Below are 23,861 nucleotides of genomic sequence, written 5' to 3' on the forward strand. Positions count from 1 at the left end.
GCCGGCCGCGCGGCGCTCGCGCGTGCCAATGTGGAGCAGGGACTGGCGCTGTCGGATGACGAGATCGACTATCTGCTCGACGCCTACCGCAAGCTCGGCCGCAACCCCACCGATGTCGAGCTGATGATGTTCGCCCAGGCCAACAGCGAACATTGCCGCCACAAAATTTTCAATGCCCGCTTCACCATCGATGGCGTCGATCAGCCGCACACCCTGTTCCAGATGATCCGCAACACCCACGCGGTGTCGCCGCAGGGCACGGTAGTGGCCTATGCCGACAACGCCTCGGTGATGGAAGGCGGCACGGTTCAGGCCTGGCAGCCCGATCCCGTCACGCACCGCTACGGCGCGCAAGAAGCACTCAAGCATGTGCTGATGAAGGTGGAAACGCATAATCACCCCACCGCCATTTCGCCGTTTCCCGGTGCGGCCACCGGAGCCGGCGGAGAGATTCGCGACGAGGGCGCTACCGGCCGTGGCTCGCGCCCCAAGGCGGGGCTCACCGGGTTTTCGGTCTCCAATCTGCGGCTGCCGGGCGCTGGCGAACCGTGGGAGGCGGCCACAGAAACATTCGGCAAGCCCGGTCACACCGCCAGCCCGCTGCAGATCATGCTCGACGGGCCGCTGGGCGGCGCGGCGTTCAACAACGAGTTCGGCCGTCCCAATCTGGCCGGTTACTTCCGCGTGTTCGAGCAGCCGGTGGACGGCAAGGTCTGGGGTTATCACAAGCCCATCATGCTCGCCGGTGGCTTGGGCTCCATCGATGCCCGCCAGACGCACAAAAAGGCATTTCCCGCAGGCACGCTGCTGATCCAGCTTGGCGGGCCGGGCATGCGCATCGGGCTGGGCGGCGGTGCAGCGTCGAGTCTGGCGACTGGCAGCAATGCCACCCATCTCGATTTCGATTCGGTGCAGCGCGGCAACCCGGAAATTCAGCGCCGGGCGCAAGAAGTCATCAACGCCTGCTGCGCGCTGGGCGAGGCCAATCCTATTCTGTCGATTCACGATGTGGGCGCTGGCGGACTGTCCAACGCCTTTCCCGAGTTGGTGGAGGGCGCGGGCCGTGGCGCGGTGTTCCAGTTGCGCGATGTTCCACTTGAAGAGTCTGGCCTAAGTCCAAAAGAAATTTGGAGTAACGAAAGCCAGGAGCGCTATGTTTTGGCCATTGCTCCAGAGCAGCAAGAGGCTTTCGCCGCGCTGTGCGCCCGCGAGCGCTGCCCCTTTGCGGTGGTGGGCGTCGCCACGCAAGAGCAAACGTTGATCGTGAATGACAGCCTGCACGCCGACCAGCCCGATCTGGCCCGTCCGGTCGATCTGCCGCTGGACGTGCTGCTGGGCAAGCCGCCGCGCGTGCATCGTCAGGCGCAGCGGCAGTTGCCGCAAGGCGAGGCGCTTGATCTGGCTGAGGTCGATCTGGCGCAGGCCTGCGAAGCGGTGCTACGCCACCCCACGGTGGCGAGCAAGCGCTTTCTCATCACCATTGGCGACCGCACGGTAGGCGGCATGAGCCACCGCGATCCCATGGTCGGCCCCTGGCAGGTGCCGGTGGCCGACTGCGCCGTCACGCTCGCTGACTACGCCGGTTTTCGGGGCGAGGCGATGAGCGTGGCCGAGCGCGCGCCCGTTGCGGTGCTCAACCCCGCCGCGTCGGGTCGGCTGGCGGTGAGCGAGGCGGTGCTCAACCTGCTGGCCGCCCCGGTGCAACGTCTGGCCGACATCAAGCTGTCGTGCAACTGGATGGCCGCCTGCGGCCAGCCGGGGCAGGACGCCGCGCTGTACGACACCGTGCACGCCATCGGCATGGAACTCTGTCCCGCTCTGGGTATTTCGGTGCCCGTAGGCAAGGATTCGCTGTCGATGCATACGCGCTGGGAAGACGCGGGTCAGGCCAAGAGCGTGACTTCGCCGGTCTCGCTGGTGGTCTCCGCCTTCGCCACGCTGCCCGACGTGCGCGGCACGCTTACGCCGCAGCTGCGCACCGATGCGCCGAGCAGCCTGATTCTGGTCGATCTGGGCCAGGGCAAAAAGCGCATGGGCGCTAGCATCCTTGCGCAGACGCTCGGGCAGATCGGCGACATCACCCCCGATCTCAACAGCCCGGACTTGCTGAAATCGTTTGCGGAGGCGCTGGCTGAATTGCGCACCGCTGGCCTGGTCTGGGCCTATCACGACCGATCCGACGGCGGCCTTTGGGCGGCTGCTTGCGAAATGGCCTTCGCCGGGCATTGCGGCCTCAGCCTGAATGTGGACGTGCTCACGCTCGAAGGCAGCGAAGCCGACGACTGGGGCGATGCCAAAGACTGGGCCAAACAGGTCGGTCCGCGCCGTCACATTCAAACCTTGCGCGCGCTGTTCAACGAAGAACCCGGCGTGCTGCTGCAAGTGCCCGCAACGCAGCGCGACGCCGTGTTGCAGACCCTGCGGCTGCATGGCCTGTCGGCGCACAGCCACGCCATCGGCACGGTCAACGACGGCGACGTCATCGAGATCTGGCGCGACACGCAGCGCATCTATACCGCGCCGCGCACCCAATTGCAGCAAGTGTGGGACCGCGTGTCGTGGCGCATGGCGATGTTGCGCGACAACCCCGAGTGCGCCCAAGCCGAGCACGACGCGCTGGCCGACGCCGCCGATCCGGGGCTGCACTTGCACCTGACTTTCGACGCCCAGCAAGACATCGCCGCGCCTTTCATCGCCAGCGGGGCGCGGCCGCAAGTCGCCATCCTGCGTGAGCAGGGCGTCAACTCGCAGGTGGAAATGGCCTACGCCATGCACCGCGCCGGGTTTGATGCGGTGGACGTCCACATGAGCGACCTGATGGCAGGCCGCGCCCGGCTGGGCGATTTCCGCGGCTTTGTCGCCTGCGGCGGTTTCAGCTACGGCGACGTGCTCGGCGCGGGCGAGGGCTGGGCGCGTTCCATTCTGTTCAACCCCGAGCTCGCCGATCAATTCGCACGCTTTTTCGGCCGTACCGATACCTTCGCGCTGGGCGTGTGCAACGGCTGCCAGATGCTGGCTGCGCTCGCCCCCATGATTCCCGGCGCCCGCGCCTGGCCGCGCTTCACTCGCAACCGCTCGGAGCAGTTCGAGGCGCGGTTGTCGCTGGTGGAAGTCGCCGAGTCGCCGTCCCTCTTTTTCCAGGGCATGGCTGGCAGCCGCGCGCCCATTGCCGTGGCGCATGGCGAAGGGCGGGCCGATTTTTCGCAGCAGGGCGACGCGAAGCTGCTGCAGGTGGCCATGCGCTTTGTCGATCATCAGGGCCAACCCACGGAGCGTTATCCCTACAACCCCAACGGCAGCCCCGAGGGCATCACCGCCGTGACCACGCCCGATGGCCGCTTCACCGCGCTGATGCCGCACCCGGAGCGAATGTTCCGCAGCGTGCAGATGAGTTGGACCGCCGAAGATCAGGGCGAAGACAGCCCGTGGATGCGCATGTTCCGCAATGCGCGGGCCTGGTGTGAGTGAAGTGGCCCCCACGCTCCCGCTGCGCGGTCGCTGCCCCCCGAGGGGACGCACCCCGCCTTGGGGCGGCCCGGCGGCGGGGTGGGCGCGTTGATCATGGCGGGAAGCCGAATCAGCCGTTACGGCGGCGTCGATACCCTGCGCGGCTTGGCCGTACTGTGGATGATGTCGTTTCATTTCAGTTTCGACCTGAACTGGTTCGGCTTCATCCACACCGACTTCTACACCAGCCCCTGGTGGCTCGATCAGCGTATTGCCATCGTGAGCCTGTTTGTTTTCACCGTCGGACTGACGCAGACCTTCACCGACGCGAGCGGCCGCCCGGCGCGGCATTTCTGGAAGCGCTGGGCGCAAATCGTGGGCGCTTCGCTACTGGTCACGGCAGGCAGCTACGCCGCGTTTCCGCACAGCTTCATCTACTTCGGCATTCTGCAGGGCATCGCGGCCATGTTGCTGTTGCACCGACTGGTGTTTCGCCACTTAGGCGCCTGGGTGCTGCTGCTCGCCCCCATCGCCATTGCCGCGCCTCAGCTTTGGGGGCACGCCTTTTTCAATCCGCCGTGGTGGAACTGGACCGGGCTGATCACGCAAAAACCCATCACCGAAGACTACGCGCCACTGCTGCCGTGGATCGGTGTGCTGTGGATCGGCGCCGGCACAGGCTGGCTGCTGGCGCGGGTGCAATTCCGGCCCTTGCGCCATCTGCCCGAAATTCGTCCGTTGTCTTTCCTCGGGCGCTGGCCCTTGACCATTTACCTGCTGCATCAACCCGTTTTCGTCGGCCTGGTCTGGCTGGCCGCACATCTGCGGGGGTGATTCGTGGAAGAACTTGTCGACGCCTCCATCGACTACCTGCTGCATTACGGCGACAGCGATCACTGGTTCTTCATTCCGCAAGCGAAGGATGAAGAAGACGCGCTGCGCTACTTTTTCTGCATTGAAGGCTACGGCCAGAGCCGCCAGTTCGGCACTCTGCAGCGCGAGTTGTGCGTGCTCGTGCCGCTGCAGCAATATCTGCAGGATCGCGACGCCATCGAGCGCCGAGTCGAGCGTCTGCGACGGGACATTCGCGCACGCCGAGAAGCAGAAGAGGGACTTTGAGGCGCCCGCGCAGCGATTCAGCCGAAACCGTGGCTCATCAGCGTCGCCAGCAAGGGGATGATGACCATCACATGCGATTGCGCCATCAGCCAGCGGCGCTCTTTTTTCACTTCTTCTACGGCGGGCTGCCACGCTGCCATTGCCCGAGCCTGAAGGCCCCAGCGCCCCAGTCGCTGCGTGGACGGCCAGGACATCACCGCCATCAGCGCCAGCAACACCACCTTGGCCCACAACAAGGGGTTGTGCAGCAGCCACTGCGGGCCTTTGATGCCCCAGAACACCAGCGCCAGCCCGCTGGCCAGCACCGCGGCAAAGCTGCCCCAGACCCACACATCCAGCCTGCGAAGGCGAGCCAGCACCTGGGCATCGACGGCGCCCACCCGGGTCAGGCTGGTCTTGGCGGTGAGAAAAACGGCCAGCCCCAGCATGGCGGAGAGATGAAGGTAAAGCAGCAGAGCATCGGTCAACATGGCGGGTCAGTCCGGTTTGAGATGGATCATCTCGGTTTTTCTCGTCTGCAGGGTGATGAAGTGCTGCAGCGGCGGGTGCAGGCAATCCGCCAGAGTCGAGGTATTGAGTCGCGCGTAAAACGCCTCTGCGGCGTCGCTCAGCAAGGGCCGCAGCAGGCACAACGGAGTGAGATTGCAATGGCCGCCGTCGGGGCGAAGGCATTCCACCAGGCCCTGGCCGTCTTCCAGCCAGCGCACGACATTCCCAAGAAGTATTTCGGAAGCGTCTTTATCAAGACGAACGCCACCATTGGCGCCGCGTTGATTCTGCACGTAGCCACCGGCAGCAAGACGCTGGAGCACCTTGACAAGATGCTCACGCGAGATATCAAGAATCCTCGCTAATTCTTTGCTATTTAATGATTGATCTGGGTTTTCTGCCAGCACCATCAAGGCGCGCAGTCCAAAGTCTGTGAACTGGGTCAGTTTCAATTCGTGGCTTGCCTGTCTAGTCGTGTGAAGCTATAGTGGAATTAAATAGTCCACATAAGGGTTGTCATGACGCATCCTACCGCGAGTCGAATCACAACGCCAGAAAGCCAGCAAAGCTTGTTCAGGCAAGTGCTGGACGCAACGCCAGCCGAGATTGCGCCTGAGGATCGCCGCAGCGTTCTGGCCGAACAGCTCCGCACACAGACGGGGCTCGACGAACGCGTCCTCGATCGCTTGGTGCGTCGGTTTTATGCACATGCCCGGCTTGATCCAGATCTCGGTCCGATGTTTGAGGCGCATGTGACCGACTGGGAGACGCATTACGCCCGGATGGTGGATTTCTGGGCCTCGGTCGGCCTGCTTGCTGGACGCTATCACCGCAATGCCTTGCAGGCGCATCGCCCCTTGCCTCTGCACCCTGCGCACTTCGCCCGCTGGCTGGATCTGTTCGACCAGACGCTGCAGGAAGAGGTCTCACCTGCGGCACGCGCGCACCTGATGACCATTGCGCAGCGCATAGCGGCAACTCTGAGCAGCCGCCTGTGTTCGCGTTGACGGCAATATCAGGGTTTACCCGCGCGATTTTTACATGCAGTGACAAAAGATACACGACCTATCTGCGCAGCTTGATCCATCGCAAGCGGCTGCATAAGTTTCTGCTTATTCTGCCAACCATACATGTGCGACATTCTGTCGCATCACTCTGAGGAGAAAAACCAATGCCTGACGAGATGCCTTACCTGCCGCTGCCGGTTACAGACCCTGCGGGTCGAACGCATGCGCAATCGGACATGCCGCTGCCTGACATGCAATACGCCCGGCCAATGGGGGCATGGGTCATCGTAGCCGCGCTCTTCATCGTCGTCGTCGGTCTGTGGGCGATGGTTGCGGCCTATTTCTCCATCCATGCCTGAGGCACGTCATGTCAACTTCAACTCCCGACGCCTTTGAAGATCGGTTCCATCATGTCGCGCTGCGGCATGAGCGCATCTGGATTTTCATCGCCCTGTCCCTGATCGCCGTGCTGTTCATCGTGGCGGTGTGGTTCGTGGTGCACGACTACGGCCTGGTGGCCAAGACCTCGCAGTTCTACTCCAACCCCAACACACCGGCCGAAACGGCCAACTACCAGGGTTCCGGCGTGAAGCAAACCGGGCCGAACAGCTATGAGGTCTATGAAGTCGGCCGCGCCTGGAGTTGGACGCCGGGCACCGCCACGCCGCTGACCCTCCCGGTGGGCGCTCACGTCACGTTCAACGTTACCAGCGGCGATGTGATCCATGGCTTCGAAGTGCAGGGCACGAGCATCAACCTCACCGCCATTCCCGGCGTGGTGGGACATGTCAGCTATACCTTCAACAAACCTGGCACGTTCTACATCATCTGCAATGAGTATTGCGGCGCCGGCCATCAGGCCATGATCGGCAGGATCATCATCACCGGAGCAAAACAATCATGAGCGCAACCCTGAGCAACAACGCCCCGCGCATTCTGGCGACGCCGACTGCCGGTGAGATTGCCGGTGAAAAAACCATGCTGCTGGCCTTCTGGGTCACGGGTTTTCTGGCACTCGCCGTGGGCATCGCCATTGGCGTGCTCCAGAGCAGCAACTATGCCGGAATCAATCTCTATCCTTATCTCCAGCCGTTCCTCAAGTCGTACTACCAAGGGCTGACCATGCACGGCGTGCTCAACGCCTATGTGTTCACCTTTTTCACCATTTCCGGCTGGCTGATGTACCTGCCGGCGCGTGAACTCAAACTCAAGCCCAATATGGGGCTGGCCTGGTTTACTTACGCGCTGATGCTCATCGGCACGTTGATGGCGGCTTACGGCATGTTCGACAACTCGTCGAGCGTGCTCTACACCATGTACGCGCCGCTCAAGGGCAGTGCCTGGTTTTACCTGGGCATCACGCTAGTCGTGGTGGCGAGCATTCTCCCGCTGTTCGTCGTGCTGGAGATGCGGGCCCGCTGGAAGCGCGCCAACCCCGGTCAGCTCACGCCGCTGGTCACCTATATGAGCGCCACCACGCTGTTGATGTGGCTGCTCGCCGCGCTCGGCGCGGGCACCGAGGCGGTATTCCTGCTCGATCCCTGGGCGCTCGGGATGACGCAGACCATCGATCCGTTGCTGGCCCGCACCTTGTTCTGGTGGACCGGCCACCCCATCGTGTATTTCTGGCTGATGCCGGGCTACGTCTCCATCTATGCGTTGCTGCCACGGCAGGCAGGAGGGAAACTGATTTCGGACCCGCTGGCTCGTCTGGCCTTTTTGCTGCTGTTCGTGTTTTCCTTGCCGGTGGGCACCCACCATCAGTACACCGATCCGGGCATCTCCCCGGTGATCAAAGGGATCGTGACGGCGCTGACGCTGTCGGTTGCGATTCCCAGCCTGATCACCGCCTTCACTATCGCGCTCAGCCTGGAATACGGCGGTCGTCGTCGCGGCGGCAAAGGGCTGATGGGCTGGTGGACGGCCTTGCCCTGGAAAGATCCCTCGGTGGCGGCGCAGGTTCTGGCGCTGGTGAGTTTCATCTTCGGCGGAGCAGGGGGCATCGTCAACGCCAGTTGGCAGCTCGACAACGTGGTGCACAACACCCTGTGGATTCCGGCGCACTTTCACCTCACCGTGGGCACCATGACCACCCTTGTCTTCATGGGCGTGAGTTTCTGGCTGCTGCCGCACCTGACCGGCCGCAAACTCTACAGCTCGAAACTTGCCCTCTGGAGCGTGTGGCTGTGGTTCCTCGGCCTGATGACCTGGGGCTTCGCCGGACACTGGGCCGGCATGGACGGCGTGCCGCGACGCGCCTGGGTCTCGTCCTTGCCGCATGATCAATACATGCAACTTTATGGCGCAGTGCATCCGGCGCTCATCATCGTGGGCATAGGCGGCGTCATTGCGGCCCTCGGTGCGGTTCTCTACTACATCGTGTTCTTCGGCACCTTGTTCGGCCAGAAAGATTCCAAGGCGATGGTCGAGATTCCGTTCACCGAGTACATCACCAGCAGCGAGGGTTCCTTACTGGCGCGCGTCGCCGAACCGCTCGGCCTTTGGACGCTGATCACCTTTGTCATCACTCTGGCGGTCTATATCCCCGTGTTCTGGCCCATGCTCACCCATCCGATCCACGCGCCGGGCTTCGTGCTCTGGTGATCGGATGAAGGGTGTCGGCATTGCATCCCCAGCCACCCCGCTGCAACCGCAGCGAGGCGGCTGGAAGGATTCGGCGCGGCGGGCGGCGCTGATCTCCGCCCTGCTGTTGGCTGCGGTCTGGGCCTGGTCACATTTCCAACAACACTCCGCGGCTCTCCATGGATCTCCGCTCAAACCCGTCCCGGCGCCTTCGCTGTCTGGATTCACGGACACCCAGGGCAGGGCGTTCTCCTGGACGCGTGAACGCGGCCGGGCGGTGCTGGTGTTTTTCGGCTACACGCACTGTCCCGATGTCTGCCCGCTCACCCTGGCCGCATTGGCGCAAAGCCTGGAACGACTCGGACCGCTGCGCAAACAGGTGCGCGTGGTGTTCGTCACCCTCGATCCAGCGCGCGACACGGCGCCGGTGCTGCGCGCCTATCTCGATGCCTTCCTGCCGGACACCATCGGCTTGCGGGCTGCTATGCCTGCGGTGCGCGTCTCTGCGCGGCAATGGGGCATTACCTGGCGGCGCGTCGATACGGCGGACGGCGCCTACTGGATCGATCACACCGCGGCGGTCACCCTGGTTGGACCAGACGGGCGATTGGTCGCGCGATATGGCTACGGACAACTCACGGATCCCTCCTGGCTTGCAGACGACTTGCGCACCGTCCTGGAGCGCGGATGACAAGCACGTGGCCGCTCGCGGCATGGGCGGGATGGTTCGTATTGGCCGGCCTGGCGCTGACGGGCTACAGCCTGGCCGCTTGGCGCGGGCGCTGGTCATGGTGGCGGGTGATGGTCTTTGCGGTCGGCTGCGCGCTGACGCTGCTTTGCACCTGGGGATTGAACAACCCGCTGGCCTCGATGACGGGCTACACCATCGCCTTGATGACCCTGGGCCAGATCGTGTCGCCGCTGCTTCTGATCGGATTTCCTCCGCAGGTACGCGCGCAATGGCGCGCGCCAAGGCAGAGTTGGTGGAGCCTCTGGGTGCTCGACGCCTGGGTCGCAGCGGCGGTGTTCATCGTTCTGACCCTGGGAGTGAATCTGCCCGGCGTGTTCAACACCGCGCTCGCCAACGCCTTCTTTTCCGGCCCGATCGGCCTGTTTCTGCTGCTCTCCGGGGTGATGTTCTGGGCGCAGTTGCTGCCGGGTTGCACCAGCATTGCCCATCGCTGGATTGCCGGCATCTACGGCTGGCTGGGCAGTCTGCCGATGATGATCATCGCCGCAGTCTGGGTGTGGAGCGGCCATGTGCTCTACACCCCTTACCTCGACGTGCTGTGCCTGTGGAATCTCAGTCCGCTGGACGACCAACACTACGCCGGGCTGGTGATGTTCATTGCCGGATTGCCGCTGCAACTGCGCGCGGCCTGGCTGCTCATCATGCCGGGCGAGGAGGAGCCAAGCTGATGCGCCCCAGTGCTGCAGCCCATCGCCGCTATCGGGCAATTCCCGATCGGCACATGCGGCCGAGCTGTCTATGCTCTCCCCGGTATTCCCCGTGGAGACCCGCACATGCCCGCGATTCCGACCATCAATATTGCCTCAGGCCAGCCGCCGTCCCTTGCGTCTGTACGCAGCGCCTGCCGCAAGATGAAACTTTGCATCGCCGCCTCCTACGCGGTTCTTGCCTATTTCATCGCCCGCAGCCTGATTGCGCTGGGTCAGTCGCACATGCGCAGCACGCCCGCTGCGCTGGGCGTCGGCAGCCTGCTGGCGATCGTCAAAGATCTTGGGATCATCGCGCTGCTCCTGGGCGCCGCCTACGCGTTGTATCGCTCGCTGACGATCTACCAAAGCCTGCGCTTGTGCGACGACAGCAAAATCTGCCGCGTGGTCTACGCCGTCTGCCGGGTCAATCCCGCGGCGGATCGCTACCGCATCGCGGTTTTGCGCAGTGGCAGGGGGTTCCTCACTGCCGAGATCGACGGATTTTTCAGACTCTGCCCGCCCGAACTCTGGACTCAGAGCTGGCCCCAGGATCTCAAGGTCAGAATCCAGTCGCCCGAGCCATTGGCCGTCATGGCAAAGCTCACCGCAGAGTAACGCAGCCCAGAGTAACGCAGCCCTTTCGCTGGCTGCAACCCGATCCCCGCGCCGCACCCACCCTGCACGCACTGCCCGCAGTCGCGCGGGAGCGGTGTTACGCGCGCCGTTCATGCGCGCATCTTTGTCACAGGAGTTGCCGCAGCGCAACTCCACACTGTCCCTCATGCACACCCATTCAGGACTACTCATGAAACATCATTCAATTGGTCTGATTTTGATGACTTTATTTCTTGCCGCCAGCGCGCAGGCGCAAACGCCTGCGGGCAACGCCGCCGCAGGCAAGTATGAATCCTCCATGTGCGAAGGCTGCCATAACGCTGCACACGGCGGCTTCAAAACCGATTTCCCCGAGGTGTACCGCGCGCCCAAACTCAACGGGCAAAGCGCCGCCTACATCGCGCAGTGCCTGGAGGATTACCGCAGCGGTGCGCGCCGCAACCCGACGATGAAAGCCGTGGCCGACATCCTGACTCCGCAGCAGATCGCCAACCTGTCGGCGTATTACGCCGTTCCCAAAAATCAAAGCGTCAAGTGAGGAGTACACACATGAAACGACTGACTGCATCCCTGGCTGCGGCAACCACAGCCCTGGCTTTTGCTGGCGCGGCCCATGCCGCCGACCTCAAAAAGGGGGAAGAACTGGTGAACAAAGGCGGCTGCATTGCCTGCCATGGGGCCGGTCTCGACAAGCCCATCGCCCCTAACTACCCCAAGCTGGCCGGGCAATACCAAAGCTATCTGTTCCACGCCCTGCAGCAATACCAGGCCAAGCACCAGACCCCGCTGTATGGCCGCAACAACGCCATCATGAGCGGCATGGTGGCGCAGTACAACACGCAAGACCTGGAAGACATCGCGGCCTATATCGCCAGCCTGAAGGGCGATCTCTACATCCGCGACGAAATGCATTGAAATTCAGTGATCTGCGTGCGGCGGGCCCGTTGACCTGAGCCCGCTGCGCACATGCTCTATTTCTTGCCTTTGATGCTATCGAGATAGTCGGCGATCACCGGCACCTGATCCTCGGGAATCGGCGCCTTGAACGCATTTTTCATTTTGTTGACCTCGACCAACCAGGCGGCTTTGGGCAGATCGGGTTGATTCATCACCATGCCCACCGAGTGGCACATCAGGCAATAGGTATTGGCGGCCTTGGCACCAGGACCATCACCCGGAAATACGCGGGTGCTGCTGGGCAGCGCAATGGTCTGGGTCTTGAGGGTGAGTGCATGCGCGGGTGCTGCGGCGCATGCGCCGACAATCAGTGCGGCGCCCAGGGCGCGCAGCGTGGCGCCGGTCGTGCTCTTAATCATGTGTGTTCTCCCTTTCAAACGGCGATCAGCCGGGTGGACTCGACGACGTTGCGCATGAAGCCTCCGGGGTTCCAGTTGGGTGTCATGGGCTGCTGCAGGCCGCCCGTATTGGTGCAGCGAACCATCACGGTCTGGTCGCCCTTGGCAAACTTGAGATGCGCGTTCCATTGGCGGAAGCTGAACTTGCCGTAGTCACGTCCGAGTTCGGTCGCCGTCCAGGTCTTGCCGCCGTCGATCGAGACGTCGACCGCCTTGACGCCGGTATCGCCCCCGAAAGCGATACCGCGCACCAGTTCCGGACGACCGGCACCGACTGACGCGCCGTCCTTCAGATTGGTGATGAAGGATCGCGGCACCATGCGGTTGATGGGCACGAACTTCACACCCTGCTCCCCCGGAGTCATATTGGCCTGCGGCCAGTTGTCGGGAATGGTGTAGGCCGGCTTCATCCAGAAATTGGTGTCTTCCTCGTTGAGCACGCGCACGTGCTGCAGCATCTTGGTCCAGTAGGTCGCATACCAGCCCGGCACCACGAGACGGAAGGGGAAGCCGTTGAGCAGCGGCAGCGCCTGGCCGTTCATCTCCCAGGCGATCATCACGTCGCCATCCCGCGCGTGATCCACAGACAGCGACTTTTTCAGATTCGGCGCCGTCGCCACGACCGGACGCTCGGAACCCTCGAACTGCACCTGCACCGCACCGGCCTTGACGCCCGCGGCATCAAGCACGTCCTTGAGCCGCACGCCGACCCAACGCGCATTGCCCATCGCGCCATTGCTCCATTCGCCACCGGGCACGCGGGGCTGGAAATAGCCACGGGAATTGCCCGAGCACTGATTGACCGCGGCCAGTTCGACATGCTTGAAATGCTTCATCAGGTCGAACACGGTGAACTCCAGCACCTTGTCCACATGGCCGCTGATCCGCACCTTGTGGGTGTGCGGGTTCATGGTCGTGGGAATGTCCGCCCAATGCCAGCGCACATAGAACTGATTGACCGGCGTGAAGACCCCCTTGTCGAACACTGACCAGGGCGTTTCCAGCAGCGGCGGGCGGGTGCGCTGCAGAATCATCTCGCCTTTGCCAGGGAATGCCGTCGTGAGCTGGCGCTCATCGGGGCCGCCTGGAAGCGGCAGTTTGGTCATCTCCGCGGCCAGGCTGGTGCGGACGAGCGTCAAAGCGCCCAGCCCGGCAGCGGCAGTTTGCAAAAAATGCCGCCGCGCCTGCGTGTCAGGGTTGTAGTCGGTCTGTTTCATGCCATTCCTCCTCGGTGTTATGGACAGACGCGTCGCATTTCGTCGCGTCATGTTGTGATTTATAACCAATCGAGCAAGGCCTGAATAATGAATTAAACCTGTTGATCAAAGGAATTATTTTGATGAACAATCAGCGAAGCACCGATATATTCTATCGAACATATTAAATTTCTAACATATTGAATATACAGGGGAAATTTCACAGACGTGGAGAGTATTTTGCAATATTCGAATGAAATAAAATAGATTTTTATATAGCGTTTCGTTCCAGTGCAAAAAAGAGTCGCACTTTGTCGTTTTTATTACATTTTGTCTTTCATAAAAATAGAACCTGAAGATCGAGACCGCCAGCGTGCGCGCCCCTCTCAACAGGCTATGCTTGTCGCAACATGCGCGAGGAGAGCTCCATGACAGACGAACAGAACCCGCCGCCGTCCAGTGGCGGGAAAAACCGGCCCAAGATCAATCCCAAGACGCAGGTGCATCTGGGCTATTGGCTGCTGGCCATTGCCTTGATGTTCATGGTGCAAAGTCTGTGGTCGTCTTACAGCAATGTGCAGACGGTGCCGTACAGCGAGTTCCAGACTTATCTCAAAGACGGCCGGATCAAGGACGTGGTGATCGGCGGCCAGACCATCACCGGCACGCTGAAATCGCCCGATGCCAATGGCAAGAGCCTGGTGGTCGCGGTGCGCGTGGAGCCGCAGCTCGCCAGTGAGTTGCAGAAGTACGGGGTGACGTATTCGCAGCAATACACCGACACCTGGCTCTCCGACATTCTGTCGTGGGTGTTGCCCGCGCTGATCTTCGTCGGGCTATGGTTTTTTCTGGTGCGCAAGTTTGCCGACAAGGCCGGGGGCATGGGCATGGGGGGCTTCATGTCTATAGGCAAGAGCCGGGCGAAGGTCTACATGGAAAACCGCACCGGGGTGACTTTTGCCGACGTCGCCGGGGTGGACGAAGCCAAGGCCGAACTGGAAGAAGTGGTCGATTTTCTCAAGAACCCCGGCGAGCACAGCCGCCTCGGCGCCCGTGCGCCCAAGGGCGTGCTGCTGGTGGGGCCGCCCGGTGTGGGCAAGACGCTGCTGGCGCGCGCCGTGGCCGGGGAGGCCGGGGTGCCGTTTTTCTCCATCAGCGGCTCGGAATTTGTGGAAATGTTCGTCGGCGTGGGCGCGGCGCGAGTGCGCGACCTGTTCGAGCAGGCACGGGAAAAATCGCCCGCCATCATTTTCATCGACGAGCTCGACGCGCTGGGCCGCGCTCGCAGCGCCGCGCCGTTTGGCGGCGGGCACGATGAAAAAGAGCAGACGCTTAATCAGTTGCTGGTCGAACTCGACGGCTTCGATTCCACTTCGTCCATTGTGATTCTCGCGGCCACCAACCGGCCGGAGATTCTCGATCCCGCCCTGCTGCGCGCCGGGCGGTTTGACCGACAGGTGCTGGTGGAGCGGCCCGACAAGGTAGGGCGGGTGCAGATTCTCAAGGTGCATGCGGTCAAGATCAGGCTCGATCCCAGCGTCGATCTGGAGCAGGTGGCAGCGCTCACGCCCGGGTTCTCCGGCGCCGATCTGGCCAATCTGGTGAACGAGGCGGCCTTGCTCGCCACGCGGGAAAACGCGCGCACCGTCACCTTGTCGCACTTCACCCGCGCGGTTGAGCGCATCGTCGCCGGGCTGGAAAAGCGCAACCGCCTGCTCAACCCGAAAGAGCGCGACATCGTGGCGCACCACGAAATGGGGCATACGCTGGTGGCCATGAGCCTGCCGGGCAGCGATGCGGTGCACAAGGTGTCCATCATTCCGCGCGGCATCGGTTCGCTGGGCTACACCATTCAGCGGCCCACCGAAGACCGCTATCTGATGACCCGGGAAGAGTTGAAAAACAAGATGACCGTGCTCATGGGCGGGCGGGCCGCCGAGCATCTGGTGTACGGCCATTGGTCAACCGGCGCGGCGGACGATCTGGCGAAAGTCACCGACATCGCCCGCAGCATGGTGACGCGCTACGGCATGGCCGAAAAGCTCGGCGGCGTCAGTCTGGAAGAAACCCAGCAATCCGTGCCGGGCATGCCGGGCCTTCCGCCGCAGCATGAATACAGCGAACAGACCGCGCGGGAAATCGATTGCGCTGTGCGCGATCTGGTGAATGACGCCTTCAACCGTGCGCAAGACATTCTGCAGCGCGAACGCGCCGTGCTGGAGGAGGGCGCGCGGCAACTGCTGGCGAAGGAAACCCTGAGCGAAGCCGATCTCAAGGCGCTGTTCGCACCGCTGGCCGCTGCGCAGACCCAGGCTTAGGGCGTTCCTAGGCGCAGGCCGTTGCGGCCGCAGTTTGCTCAGGCGTGGCTGGAATGCAGCACTTTGGGCGGCGTGGCCGGGCGGTCGTAGCGCTCGATACCCAGCCCGGCGATGCTGATCTCCGGCTTGCGGTTGAGCACCAGATCACTCACGACCCGCCCTGAGCCGCAGGCCATGGTCCACCCCAGGGTGCCGTGGCCGGTGTTGAGGTAGAGGTTGGGATAGCGCGTGGCGCCGACGATGGGCGTGCTGTCGGGCGTCATCGGGCGCAGGCCGGTCCAGAAGGTGGCAGCGGCGAGGTCGCCACCGGGGAACAGGTCGCGGGTGACCATTTCCAGTGTTTCGCGCCGACGCGGGTTGAGCCGCAGATCGAATCCGCCCAGCTCCGCCATGCCGCCCACGCGGATGCGTTGATCGAAGCGGGTGAGGGCGATTTTGTAGGTTTCGTCCAGCACGGTGGACCGCGGCGCGAGCGATTCGTCGGTCAACGGCACGGTGAGCGAGTAACCCTTGACCGGATAGACCGGCAGATCGAGGCCCAGCGGCGCCAGAAAGTCGCGGGTGTAACTGCCCAGCGCCAGCACATAGCGATCCGCGGTGAGGACGGCGTCTCCCACCTGCACGCCAGTGATGCGCTGACCATCGCTCGACAGTCCGCGGAGGGTCTGGCCGAACTCGAATTTCACGCCCAGTTCGCGGGCCATCTCGCCCAGACGAGTGGTGAATATCTGGCAATCCCCGGTTTCGTCGTGCGGCAGGCGCAGGCCGCCGACAAGCCGGTCGCGGGCGTGCGCCAGACCGGGCTCGACCTGGGCGAGCTGGTCGCGGTCGAGCAGTTCGTAGGGCACGCCGCATTCTTCGAGCACGGTCACGTCGCGCTGCACCGCATCGAGCTGCGCCTGGCTGCGAAACACCTGCAGCGTGCCGCCGGTGCGCTGCTCGTAGGCGATGCCGGTTTCCGTGCGCAGCGCTTGCAGGCTGGCGCGACTGTACTCGGCCAGACGCATCATGCGCTCTTTATTCACCGCATAGCGTTCGGCGCTGCAGTTGCGCAACATTTGCGCCATCCAGCGCAATTGCCACAGCGTGCCGTCTGGGCGAATCGCCAGCGGCGCATGGCGCTGAAACATCCACTTCACCGCCTTGAGCGGAATACCGGGCGCGGCCCAGGGCGTGGAGTAGCCCGGCGATACCTGGCCGGCATTGGCGAAGCTGGTTTCCATCGCGCAGGCGTTTTGGCGGTCGATCACCGTCACTTCCGCGCCGGCCTTGGCGAGGTAGTACGCCGTGGTGGTTCCGATCACGCCGGCGCCGAGAACAATGACTTTCATGGCAAACACCTGTTTAATAACTAGATGGGCGAAATTTAGTCGGTCACCTGCAAAAAACTTCCTTGTTTTTAGGGTGCTTCACAGTGAAAATCACTGAAACTACTTCCTCTTTGGGTGCGCCAGCCGCCATGTACGAACTCGATCGCATCGACCGCCGCATTCTGGATCTCCTGCAGCGCAACGGCCGCATCGCCATGACCGATCTGGCCAGCGAAGTCGGGCTGTCGGCCTCGCCGTGTACCGAGCGGGTCAAACGCATGGAGCGTGCCGGGGTGATCACCGGCTACAACGCCCGCATCAACCCGGAGGCGCTGGGCAAGACCCTGCTGGTTTTCGTGGAAATCAAGCTGGCGTCCAAGTCGGGCGATGTGTTCGACCGCGTGCGCCAGGAGTTGCTGCACATGCCCGACGTGCTGGAATGTCACCTCGTTTCGGGCAGCTTCGACTATCTGGTGAAGTTCCGCCTGCGCGGCATGAAGGAATACCGCCATCTGCTGGGCGACATTCTCAAGCGCCTGCCGGTCTCGGCTGAGTCGCATAGCTATGTGGTGATGGAAGAGATCAAGGAAAGTCTGTATTTGCCGACTGACCGATAGCGCACCCGCCGGAGTGACGCATCGAGATCGTGGTGGTGGCAGGGCAGATGTCACAGCCTCGGCGTCATAAGCCCCGGTCTGCAAGACGCGCGCATCCGCCGCAGAATGTGTTCATGCACGCTCTGAAAAACATCGCTTTATCTCTGCTCGATCTGGTCGCCGTGCGCGAAAACGGCACGGTAGCCGAGGCGCTGCAGATCGCCCTGCGCACCGCGCAACATGCCGAAGCACTGGGATTCAAACGGTACTGGTTGGCCGAACATCACAATCTGGCTGGCGTGGCCAGTTCGGCCACGGCGGTGCTGGTGGGCTATGTGGCCGGCGGCACGCAACGCATCCGCGTGGGGTCGGGGGGCGTCATGCTGCCCAATCACGCGCCGCTGGTCGTGGCCGAAGCCTTTGGCACCCTCGCCGAGCTGTATCCGGGGCGCATCGACCTGGGTCTTGGACGCGCGCCGGGCACCGATCCGCTGACCATGCGCGCCCTGCGTCGCGACCGCATCGAGCGCGAAGAAGACTTTCCGCGCGATGTGGCCGAGCTGCAGCATCTGCTCGCCCCGGCCGAGCCCGGTCAGCGTCTGGTCGCCATGCCCGGTGCGGGAACGCAGGTGCCCATCTGGCTGCTGGGCTCCAGCCTGTTTTCTGCGCGGCTGGCGGCGCAGCGGGGGTTGCCTTATGCCTTCGCCTCGCACTTCGCGCCGCGCTTGCTGCATCAGGCGCTGGAGTTGTATCGACAAGAGTTCCGGCCTTCGCCCGCGCTGGCGCGGCCCTACGTCATCATCGGCGTGCCCCTGATCGCCGCGCCCACCGACGAAGAGGCGCAATTTCTCGCCAGCAGCACCTATCAGCGCGTGCTGGGCATTCTCACCGGGCAGCGCGGCCGACTGCCGCCGCCGGTGGCGCACTATCTAGAACAGCTTCACCCGCAGGAGCGCGCCGCGATTCAAGACTTTCTCGCTGCCGCCGTCATCGGCAGCCCCGAGACGGTACGGCAGGGCTTTGCCGCGCTGGCCGAGTCTACGCAAGCGGACGAATTCATGCTGGTCTGCGATGTGTTTGATGCACCGCTGCGGCTGCGCGCGCTCGACATCGCCGCGCAAGCGATGACATGAGCGCCAAGGCACGTTCCACACCCGCCACGTCGGCAGCCGTCGCATCGCAGCGTCTCGACAAATGGCTTTGGGCGGCGCGCTGGTGCAAGACGCGCGCGCTCGCGGCTTCCCTATGTGAACTGGGCCGCGTGTGGGTGAACGGCGCTCCGGCGAAACCGGCCAAAGAGGTGCGCATCGGCGATGTGCTGGTGATTCAGCAGGAGCGAGAGCGCCGGGAAGTGGAGGTGCTGCAGGTCGGCTTGCAGCGGCAGTCCGCACCGCTGGCGCAAGCCCTGTACCGCGAGACCGAGGCCAGCCGCCTGCAGCGCGAAAGGCAGGCCGAGTTGCGGCGCTTGAGCCCGGAGCCGGAAGCGGTGCGTCAGGGGCGACCGAGCAAACTCGACCGGCGGGAATTGCAGCGTATGCTCGACAGTCATCTCGATTGAGCCCCCCTTGCAACCCATGCCGGATACCGCGCGTCTCTACCCCCGTCATCCCCGAAATTACAAGCCGCTGAGCGGCGTACGCATCGTCACTCTGGCGCTCAACCTGCCGGGCCCGGCCGCCGCTGCCCGCCTGTGCGCGCTGGGCGCCAAGGTGCTGAAAATCGAGCCGCCCGGTGGCGACCCGATGGCGCAGATGTCGCCCGCGCTCTACCGCGCCATGCACAAGGCGGTGCCGGTGCGCAAGCTCGATCTGAAAACCGCCGAAGGCCAGGCCGCGCTGCACGAACAGCTGCAACAAAGCGATCTGCTGCTCACAGCGTTCCGCCCCGCAGCACTCAAGCGGCTGGGGCTGGACCGGCGCAGTCTGGCCGCGCGCCATCCCCACCTCAGCGCCGTGTTCGTCTTCGGTTATCCGGGGGCGCAGGGGCAGCTGCCGGGGCATGATCTCACCTTCCAGGCCGAGGCCGGGCTGATCGATGCCGCGCAGCTGCCCGCCACGCTGCTGGCCGACATGACGGGCGCGCTGCTGGTGAGCGAGGCCGCCCTGGGCGCGCTGCTGCACCAACGCGCGCAGGGCAGGGGGGCGATGCTGGACATTGCGCTGTCCGACGCGGCCGGTTTTGCCGCAGTGCCCCGCGCGCTGGGCATGACCGCGCCGGGGCAACTGCTCGGGGGCGCCTTGCCCGAATATGGCGTCTACGCCTGTGCCGACGGGCTGGTGGCGATTGCGGCGTTGGAACCCCATTTCAAGCAGGCGCTGGCGCTCGCGGCGCAAGGGGCGACGCACCGCGCCATCGCCCGCTGGTGCAAATCGCACACCGCCGCGCAGCTCACCGCGCTGGCGCAGCAACACGACCTGCCGCTGTGGGCATGGACGACCTGAAGCCCCAAGGCCCGCCCGAGGCCGACCTCACGCCGCGCATGCGCGAGCTGCTGCAGCGCATTGCTCGTGCGGGGCAGCCTGCGTTTGAGCAACTCACCCCGGCAGCCGCCCGCGCGGCCTATGCGCGCATGGCCGAAGTGCTCGACTTTCCCCCGGCCGACCTACCGCTATGCGACACGCTCGATTGCCCGAGCCGCGATGGCGAGCGCCTCACGCTGCGCCGCTACGCCCCCCGGCTGGCTGACTGGCAGGCGCCGCAACCCGCCTTGCTCTACTTGCACGGCGGCGGCTTTGTCATCGGCAGTGCGGCCACGCACGATGCGCTGTGCCGCCAACTCGCCCTGCGCTCGGGCTGGATGGTGCTGTCGCTCAATTACCGACTCGCCCCGGAACACCGCTTTCCCACCGCATTCAACGACAGCTGGGATGCGCTGCAGTGGCTGCACACCCACGGCGAGATGCTCGGCGTGGACACGCACTGCCTCGCCGTCGGCGGAGACAGCGCCGGGGGCACGCTGGCTGCAGCCTGCGCCCTGGCGGCACGCGACGCCGCGCTGCCGCTGGCCTTGCAACTGCTGTTTTATCCCGGCATGGGTTGCGGGCATGAAACGCTGTCGCAACGGCGCTATGGGCACGGCTTTTTGCTCGACCGAGAACAGATCGACTGGTTTTTCGACCATTATCTGCGCGACCCGCGTGATGGCGCCGACTGGCGTTTTGCCCCGCAACTGGCGGCTCAGCATCAGGGCGTAGCTGCGGCGTGGATCGCGGTTGCCGGCTGCGATCCACTACGCGATGAGGGCCTGGCCTACGGCGCGTTGTTGCGCCGCGCCGGGGTGAAGGTCGAGCTGACGCAATGGCCGGGTGTCACTCACAATTTCATCAAAATGAGCCGGGCCTTGCCCGAGGCGGTGCAGGCGGTGGAAGCCGCCGCGCTCGCGCTACGGAAGGCGCAGGCTCAATCTGGCGCGGTGAGCGCGTAGGGCAGGGCGCCCAGCTTCAGTTCGGGGCCTTCGGCGCTGCCCAGATGCAGGCCCGGCTGTTCGGCGAGGGCGATTTTCAGCTCGGCCAGCGCCCACCACACGCCAGCGGCATCGGCCGCGGCATTCACCACCACGCCACAGGGCTGGCCGGGATCGGCCGCGTGCACCAATTCCTGCCCCGGCTGCATGGCGGCCGGGCCGCTCACCGCGTACATGCGCCGCTTGAGGGTGCCGCGGTACTGGCTGCGCGCCACCACTTCCTGCCCCGGATAGCAGCCCTTTTTGAAATTCACCCCGCCGATCAATTCAAAGTTGAGCATTTGCGGCACAAATAACTGCTGCGTCGCGGCGGTGAGGTGCGGCAGCCCCGCGCGAATGTCCTGCAGCGCCCACTCAGACGGCGACAGCGCGGGCAATACGGCAAGCTCTGCCCGCAGTGCAGCCTGCGCAGCTTGATCCCGCTCGGTCAGCAGCACGCAGCGCACCGCTGAGCCCGCTTGCGGCAGGCGCAGCAAAAGCGCGCCGCTTTCCAGCCGCCGCACGCCCCAGGGTTGGGTGGGGGGAGCGAGCAAGGCCGGGTAGTCGTCGGCGGTATCGCCCAACAGTCCGTATCGTGCCCACTGCGCGCTGGCGTCGTCGAGGGTGCATTTCAGGCGCAGCACAAACATGCGCAGGCGTTGCAGTGCGGCGGCGGCAATCGAGGCGTCGAGCAGCAAACCGATCTGCTCGGGCGCCAGGCGCACCGCGATGAAGTCGGCCAGCATCCGCCCCTGCGGGTTGAGCAGCGCAGCCAGCCGCGCCTGCTCGTCCGGCCAATGCTGAAAATCCTGGCTGAGCTGGGCATGAAGCAAATCGGCGCCCTGCGGCCCCGAGACACGCAAGAGGGAGAGTTGATCGAGAGGACAGGAGAGCAGAGGCATGAGCGGCTGATGGTTAAGCCCCCTGGAATGGGGGTTCGGCTAGGCTAGTATAGGAAGCTTACCCGCCACCGGCGCGCGGCGGTCCGCGCCCCGGCGGCAACTTCCCTCCTCTCACAACGTGCGTTTTCTGCGAAAACTCCTTCTTCTCGGTTTGATCGTTCTGGCCTTGGCGGCCGGGGCGTTTATCTGGTGGGCTAACCAGCCCATCGCCCTGCGCGAGAGCCCGCTCGACTTTTCGGTGCGCCCCGGGAGTTCCGCCCTGTCGGCGGCGCAACAGATCAGGGCGCAGGGCGCCGACCTGCAGCCGCGCCTGTTCTATTGGCTGGCCCGTCTGAGCGGGCGCGGTACGGAAATCAAGGCCGGCAGCTACGAAATCAGCACCGGAATGACGCCGTGGGTGTTGCTCGAACGCATGGCGCGCGGCGATCAGACGCTACTCTCGGTCACCATTCCCGAGGGCTGGACTTTTGAGCAGATGCTGCAGTCGCTGGCGAAGGCGCCCGGTCTGCAGCATGACGTGGGCGACCTCACCCCGGAGCAGATCATGCAGCGCATCGGCGCTCCGGCGCAGACGCCGCCCGAGGGTGAGTTTTTCCCCGATACCTATCTGTATGCGCGAGGCTCGTCAGAGCTGGACGTGTTGCGCCGCGCCTATCAGGCGATGCAAAAACGCCTGGCCGCCGCATGGGCGCAGCGCGCGCCCGACCTACCGCTGAAAACGCCGCAGCAGGCGCTCATTCTGGCTTCGATCATCGAGAAAGAAACCGGCAAGCCATCCGATCGCGAAAAAATCGCCGCCGTGTTCATCAACCGTCTGCGCGCGGGCATGCCGTTGCAGAGCGATCCCACCGTGATCTACGGCATGGGCGCGCGCTACAACGGCAATATCACCAAACGTGACCTGCAAACGCTCACGCCCTACAACACCTACATCATCAACGGCCTGCCGCCCACGCCCATCGCGCTTCCGGGCGAGGCGTCGCTGCAGGCGGCATTGCATCCCGCGCCGATCAAGGCGCTGTATTTCGTGGCTCGTGGCAACGGCGCCAGCCAGTTTTCCGACACGCTTGCCCAGCACAACGCGGCTGTGGCGCGTTACATCCTCAAGACTCCATGAGCGCACTCAATCCCTACCGTCCCGGCCTGTTCGTCTCTCTCGAGGGCATCGACGGCGCCGGCAAATCGACCCAGTTGCAGACCGTGGTCGATGTGCTGCGCGCAGCCAACCGCCAGGTCATGCTCACCCGCGAGCCGGGCGGCACCGAAATCGGCGAAAAAATCCGCGAACTGCTGCTGCACGAGACCATGCGCCCGGCAACCGAAGCCCTGCTGATGTTCGCGGCGCGGCAGGAGCATGTGCTGCGGGTCATCGAGCCGGCCTTGTTGGGCGGCACCGACGTGGTCTGCGACCGCTTCACCGCGGCGACGCTCGCCTATCAGGGCGGCGGCAAGGGCATTCCCACCGAACGGCTCGAAGCGCTGGCCCGCTGGGTGCATCCGGGGCTGTGCCCGGACTGCATCATCCTGATCGATGTGCCGCCCGAGGTGGCCGCGCAGCGTCTGGCGCAGACGCGGCAGCGCGACCGTTTCGAGCAGGAAAGCGTTGATTTTTTTGCCCGGGTACGCGCCAACTACCTGCAACAGGCCGCCAGCGCGCCCGAAAAATGGCGTGTGATCGATGGCACGCAAACCCCGGAGGCGGTACAAAAGACCATCACAGAATACTTGAAGAAAGTTTTACAAGAGTTTGATTCAAAATGAATTCTGCCTGGCTGATCCACGCACCGCAGGGTTATGGAAAATGGCCGCTGCTGCAGCGCACGGCTAACGCGCTGCTGTGCGAATCGCCCCAGTCGCTCGCGGCCTCCGAGCCTGAGGCGGCCCGGCTTCCTGCTGTCCTGTCTACTTCCAAGGCCTGCGGGCACTGCGCCAGTTGCGCACTACTGGCGGCGGGCACGCACCCCGATTTACTGATCGCAGCGCCCGAGGCGATGTGGCCCGAACTCGGCCTGAACCCGTCTGAAGAGACCGCGCCGCGCTCC

Annotated in this window: 26 protein-coding genes and 1 pseudogene; 21 read left to right on the plus strand and 6 right to left on the minus strand. The window is 63.9% G+C overall.

Annotated elements, in window-relative coordinates; genetic code table 11:
• From purL to B7X30_RS07985, 3 genes are all read left to right on the plus strand, one after another.
• A partial coding sequence (gene purL / locus B7X30_RS07975) for a phosphoribosylformylglycinamidine synthase (protein WP_286730153.1) occupies positions 1 to 3,468 on the plus strand: 3,468 nt, incomplete at its 5' end.
• Between the two features lie 93 nt (positions 3,469 to 3,561).
• Positions 3,562 to 4,281, plus strand: coding sequence for an acetyltransferase domain-containing protein (locus B7X30_RS07980; protein ID WP_286730154.1), 720 nt, complete (start codon positions 3,562 to 3,564; stop codon positions 4,279 to 4,281).
• A gap of 3 nt (positions 4,282 to 4,284) precedes the next feature.
• Complete coding sequence (locus B7X30_RS07985) at positions 4,285 to 4,566, plus strand: hypothetical protein (RefSeq protein WP_286730155.1); 282 nt, start codon at positions 4,285 to 4,287, stop codon at positions 4,564 to 4,566.
• A gap of 17 nt (positions 4,567 to 4,583) precedes the next feature.
• On the opposite strand, the gene B7X30_RS07990 is transcribed toward B7X30_RS07985, so the two are convergent.
• On the minus strand, positions 4,584 to 5,036 hold the full coding sequence (locus B7X30_RS07990) for a DUF2214 family protein (protein WP_156052592.1): 453 nt from the start codon (positions 5,034 to 5,036) through the stop codon (positions 4,584 to 4,586).
• 6 nt (positions 5,037 to 5,042) lie between these two features.
• Positions 5,043 to 5,507, minus strand: coding sequence for an RrF2 family transcriptional regulator (locus tag B7X30_RS07995; RefSeq protein WP_286730156.1), 465 nt, complete (start codon positions 5,505 to 5,507; stop codon positions 5,043 to 5,045).
• A 66-nt stretch (positions 5,508 to 5,573) separates the two neighbouring features.
• Here B7X30_RS07995 and B7X30_RS08000 point away from each other — a divergent pair, with 66 nt between their 5' ends.
• The 9 genes from B7X30_RS08000 to B7X30_RS08040 all read left to right on the plus strand — a co-directional run bounded on the left by B7X30_RS08000 (position 5,574) and on the right by B7X30_RS08040 (position 11,615).
• Positions 5,574 to 6,062: a group III truncated hemoglobin gene (locus tag B7X30_RS08000; protein WP_286730157.1), complete on the plus strand. Its 489-nt coding sequence runs from the start codon at positions 5,574 to 5,576 to the stop codon at positions 6,060 to 6,062.
• 164 nt (positions 6,063 to 6,226) lie between these two features.
• Positions 6,227 to 6,421: a hypothetical protein gene (locus tag B7X30_RS08005; protein WP_286730158.1), complete on the plus strand. Its 195-nt coding sequence runs from the start codon at positions 6,227 to 6,229 to the stop codon at positions 6,419 to 6,421.
• Positions 6,422 to 6,429: 8 nt separating this feature from the next.
• Positions 6,430 to 6,966 (plus strand): cytochrome c oxidase subunit II, encoded by a 537-nt coding sequence (locus tag B7X30_RS08010; RefSeq protein ID WP_013105843.1) that lies wholly within the window; start codon positions 6,430 to 6,432, stop codon positions 6,964 to 6,966.
• On the plus strand, positions 6,963 to 8,666 hold the full coding sequence (locus B7X30_RS08015) for a cbb3-type cytochrome c oxidase subunit I (protein WP_013123107.1): 1,704 nt from the start codon (positions 6,963 to 6,965) through the stop codon (positions 8,664 to 8,666). The genes B7X30_RS08010 and B7X30_RS08015 overlap by 4 nt, the downstream gene beginning before the upstream one ends.
• A gap of 4 nt (positions 8,667 to 8,670) precedes the next feature.
• Positions 8,671 to 9,336, plus strand: a complete 666-nt coding sequence (locus B7X30_RS08020; protein WP_286730159.1) for an SCO family protein — start codon at positions 8,671 to 8,673, stop codon at positions 9,334 to 9,336.
• Positions 9,333 to 10,064 carry a cytochrome c oxidase assembly protein gene (locus B7X30_RS08025; protein ID WP_286730160.1) on the plus strand — a complete coding sequence of 244 codons (732 nt, stop codon included), beginning with the start codon at positions 9,333 to 9,335 and terminating at the stop codon, positions 10,062 to 10,064. Before B7X30_RS08020 ends, B7X30_RS08025 begins: the two co-directional genes overlap by 4 nt.
• A 9-nt stretch (positions 10,065 to 10,073) precedes the next feature.
• Entirely contained in the window at positions 10,074 to 10,700 is a 627-nt protein-coding gene (locus tag B7X30_RS08030; protein ID WP_286730161.1) for a hypothetical protein, read from the plus strand.
• 220 nt (positions 10,701 to 10,920) lie between these two features.
• Positions 10,921 to 11,238 (plus strand): c-type cytochrome, encoded by a 318-nt coding sequence (locus B7X30_RS08035; RefSeq protein WP_286730162.1) that lies wholly within the window; start codon positions 10,921 to 10,923, stop codon positions 11,236 to 11,238.
• Positions 11,239 to 11,249: 11 nt separating this feature from the next.
• On the plus strand, positions 11,250 to 11,615 hold the full coding sequence (locus tag B7X30_RS08040; protein ID WP_286730163.1) for a c-type cytochrome: 366 nt from the start codon (positions 11,250 to 11,252) through the stop codon (positions 11,613 to 11,615).
• 56 nt (positions 11,616 to 11,671) lie between these two features.
• Here the strand turns inward: B7X30_RS08040 and B7X30_RS08045 are convergent, their stop codons facing one another.
• On the minus strand, positions 11,672 to 12,016 hold the full coding sequence (locus tag B7X30_RS08045; protein ID WP_156052586.1) for a cytochrome c: 345 nt from the start codon (positions 12,014 to 12,016) through the stop codon (positions 11,672 to 11,674).
• Positions 12,017 to 12,030: 14 nt separating this feature from the next.
• A complete protein-coding gene (locus tag B7X30_RS08050; RefSeq protein ID WP_286730164.1) occupies positions 12,031 to 13,272 on the minus strand; it encodes a molybdopterin-dependent oxidoreductase in 1,242 nt (413 codons plus the stop codon).
• A gap of 407 nt (positions 13,273 to 13,679) precedes the next feature.
• On the opposite strand from B7X30_RS08050, the gene ftsH reads away from it, so the two are divergent.
• A complete protein-coding gene (gene ftsH, locus B7X30_RS08055; protein WP_465020149.1) occupies positions 13,680 to 15,569 on the plus strand; it encodes an ATP-dependent zinc metalloprotease FtsH in 1,890 nt (629 codons plus the stop codon).
• Positions 15,570 to 15,607: 38 nt separating this feature from the next.
• On the opposite strand, the gene B7X30_RS08060 is transcribed toward ftsH, so the two are convergent.
• The gene (locus B7X30_RS08060; protein WP_286730165.1) at positions 15,608 to 16,909 is read right to left on the minus strand and encodes a D-amino acid dehydrogenase; all 1,302 of its coding nucleotides are present in this window, start codon (positions 16,907 to 16,909) and stop codon (positions 15,608 to 15,610) included.
• A gap of 119 nt (positions 16,910 to 17,028) precedes the next feature.
• On the opposite strand from B7X30_RS08060, the gene B7X30_RS08065 reads away from it, so the two are divergent.
• The 5 genes from B7X30_RS08065 (at position 17,029) to B7X30_RS08085 (ending at position 20,899) form a co-directional block, all read left to right on the plus strand.
• Entirely contained in the window at positions 17,029 to 17,496 is a 468-nt protein-coding gene (locus B7X30_RS08065) for an Lrp/AsnC ligand binding domain-containing protein (protein WP_156052582.1), read from the plus strand.
• A gap of 113 nt (positions 17,497 to 17,609) precedes the next feature.
• The gene (locus tag B7X30_RS08070) at positions 17,610 to 18,608 is read left to right on the plus strand and encodes an LLM class flavin-dependent oxidoreductase (protein WP_286730166.1); all 999 of its coding nucleotides are present in this window, start codon (positions 17,610 to 17,612) and stop codon (positions 18,606 to 18,608) included.
• A complete protein-coding gene (locus B7X30_RS08075; protein ID WP_286730167.1) occupies positions 18,605 to 19,033 on the plus strand; it encodes an RNA-binding S4 domain-containing protein in 429 nt (142 codons plus the stop codon). Before B7X30_RS08070 ends, B7X30_RS08075 begins: the two co-directional genes overlap by 4 nt.
• A gap of 16 nt (positions 19,034 to 19,049) precedes the next feature.
• Entirely contained in the window at positions 19,050 to 19,916 is an 867-nt protein-coding gene (locus tag B7X30_RS08080; RefSeq protein WP_286730173.1) for a CoA transferase, read from the plus strand.
• Positions 19,904 to 20,899, plus strand: a complete 996-nt coding sequence (locus B7X30_RS08085) for an alpha/beta hydrolase (RefSeq protein ID WP_286730168.1) — start codon at positions 19,904 to 19,906, stop codon at positions 20,897 to 20,899. The genes B7X30_RS08080 and B7X30_RS08085 overlap by 13 nt, the downstream gene beginning before the upstream one ends.
• On the opposite strand, the gene ygfZ is transcribed toward B7X30_RS08085, so the two are convergent.
• Positions 20,875 to 21,819 (minus strand): CAF17-like 4Fe-4S cluster assembly/insertion protein YgfZ, encoded by a 945-nt coding sequence (gene ygfZ, locus B7X30_RS08090; RefSeq protein ID WP_286730169.1) that lies wholly within the window; start codon positions 21,817 to 21,819, stop codon positions 20,875 to 20,877. The two genes, B7X30_RS08085 and ygfZ, sit on opposite strands and share 25 nt — an antisense overlap.
• A gap of 118 nt (positions 21,820 to 21,937) precedes the next feature.
• Here ygfZ and mltG point away from each other — a divergent pair, with 118 nt between their 5' ends.
• The 3 genes and pseudogenes from mltG to B7X30_RS08105 form a co-directional block, all read left to right on the plus strand.
• On the plus strand, positions 21,938 to 22,936 hold the full coding sequence (gene mltG / locus B7X30_RS08095) for an endolytic transglycosylase MltG (RefSeq protein WP_286730170.1): 999 nt from the start codon (positions 21,938 to 21,940) through the stop codon (positions 22,934 to 22,936).
• On the plus strand, positions 22,933 to 23,580 hold the full coding sequence (tmk, locus tag B7X30_RS08100) for a dTMP kinase (protein ID WP_286730171.1): 648 nt from the start codon (positions 22,933 to 22,935) through the stop codon (positions 23,578 to 23,580). Before mltG ends, tmk begins: the two co-directional genes overlap by 4 nt.
• A pseudogene (locus B7X30_RS08105) lies at positions 23,577 to 23,861 on the plus strand (DNA polymerase III subunit delta'); the annotation flags it as partial. The gene tmk and the pseudogene B7X30_RS08105, both read left to right, overlap by 4 nt.

The sequence above is a fragment of the Thiomonas sp. 13-64-67 genome, assembly GCF_002282795.1.
Taxonomy (GTDB): domain Bacteria; phylum Pseudomonadota; class Gammaproteobacteria; order Burkholderiales; family Burkholderiaceae_C; genus Thiomonas; species Thiomonas arsenitoxydans.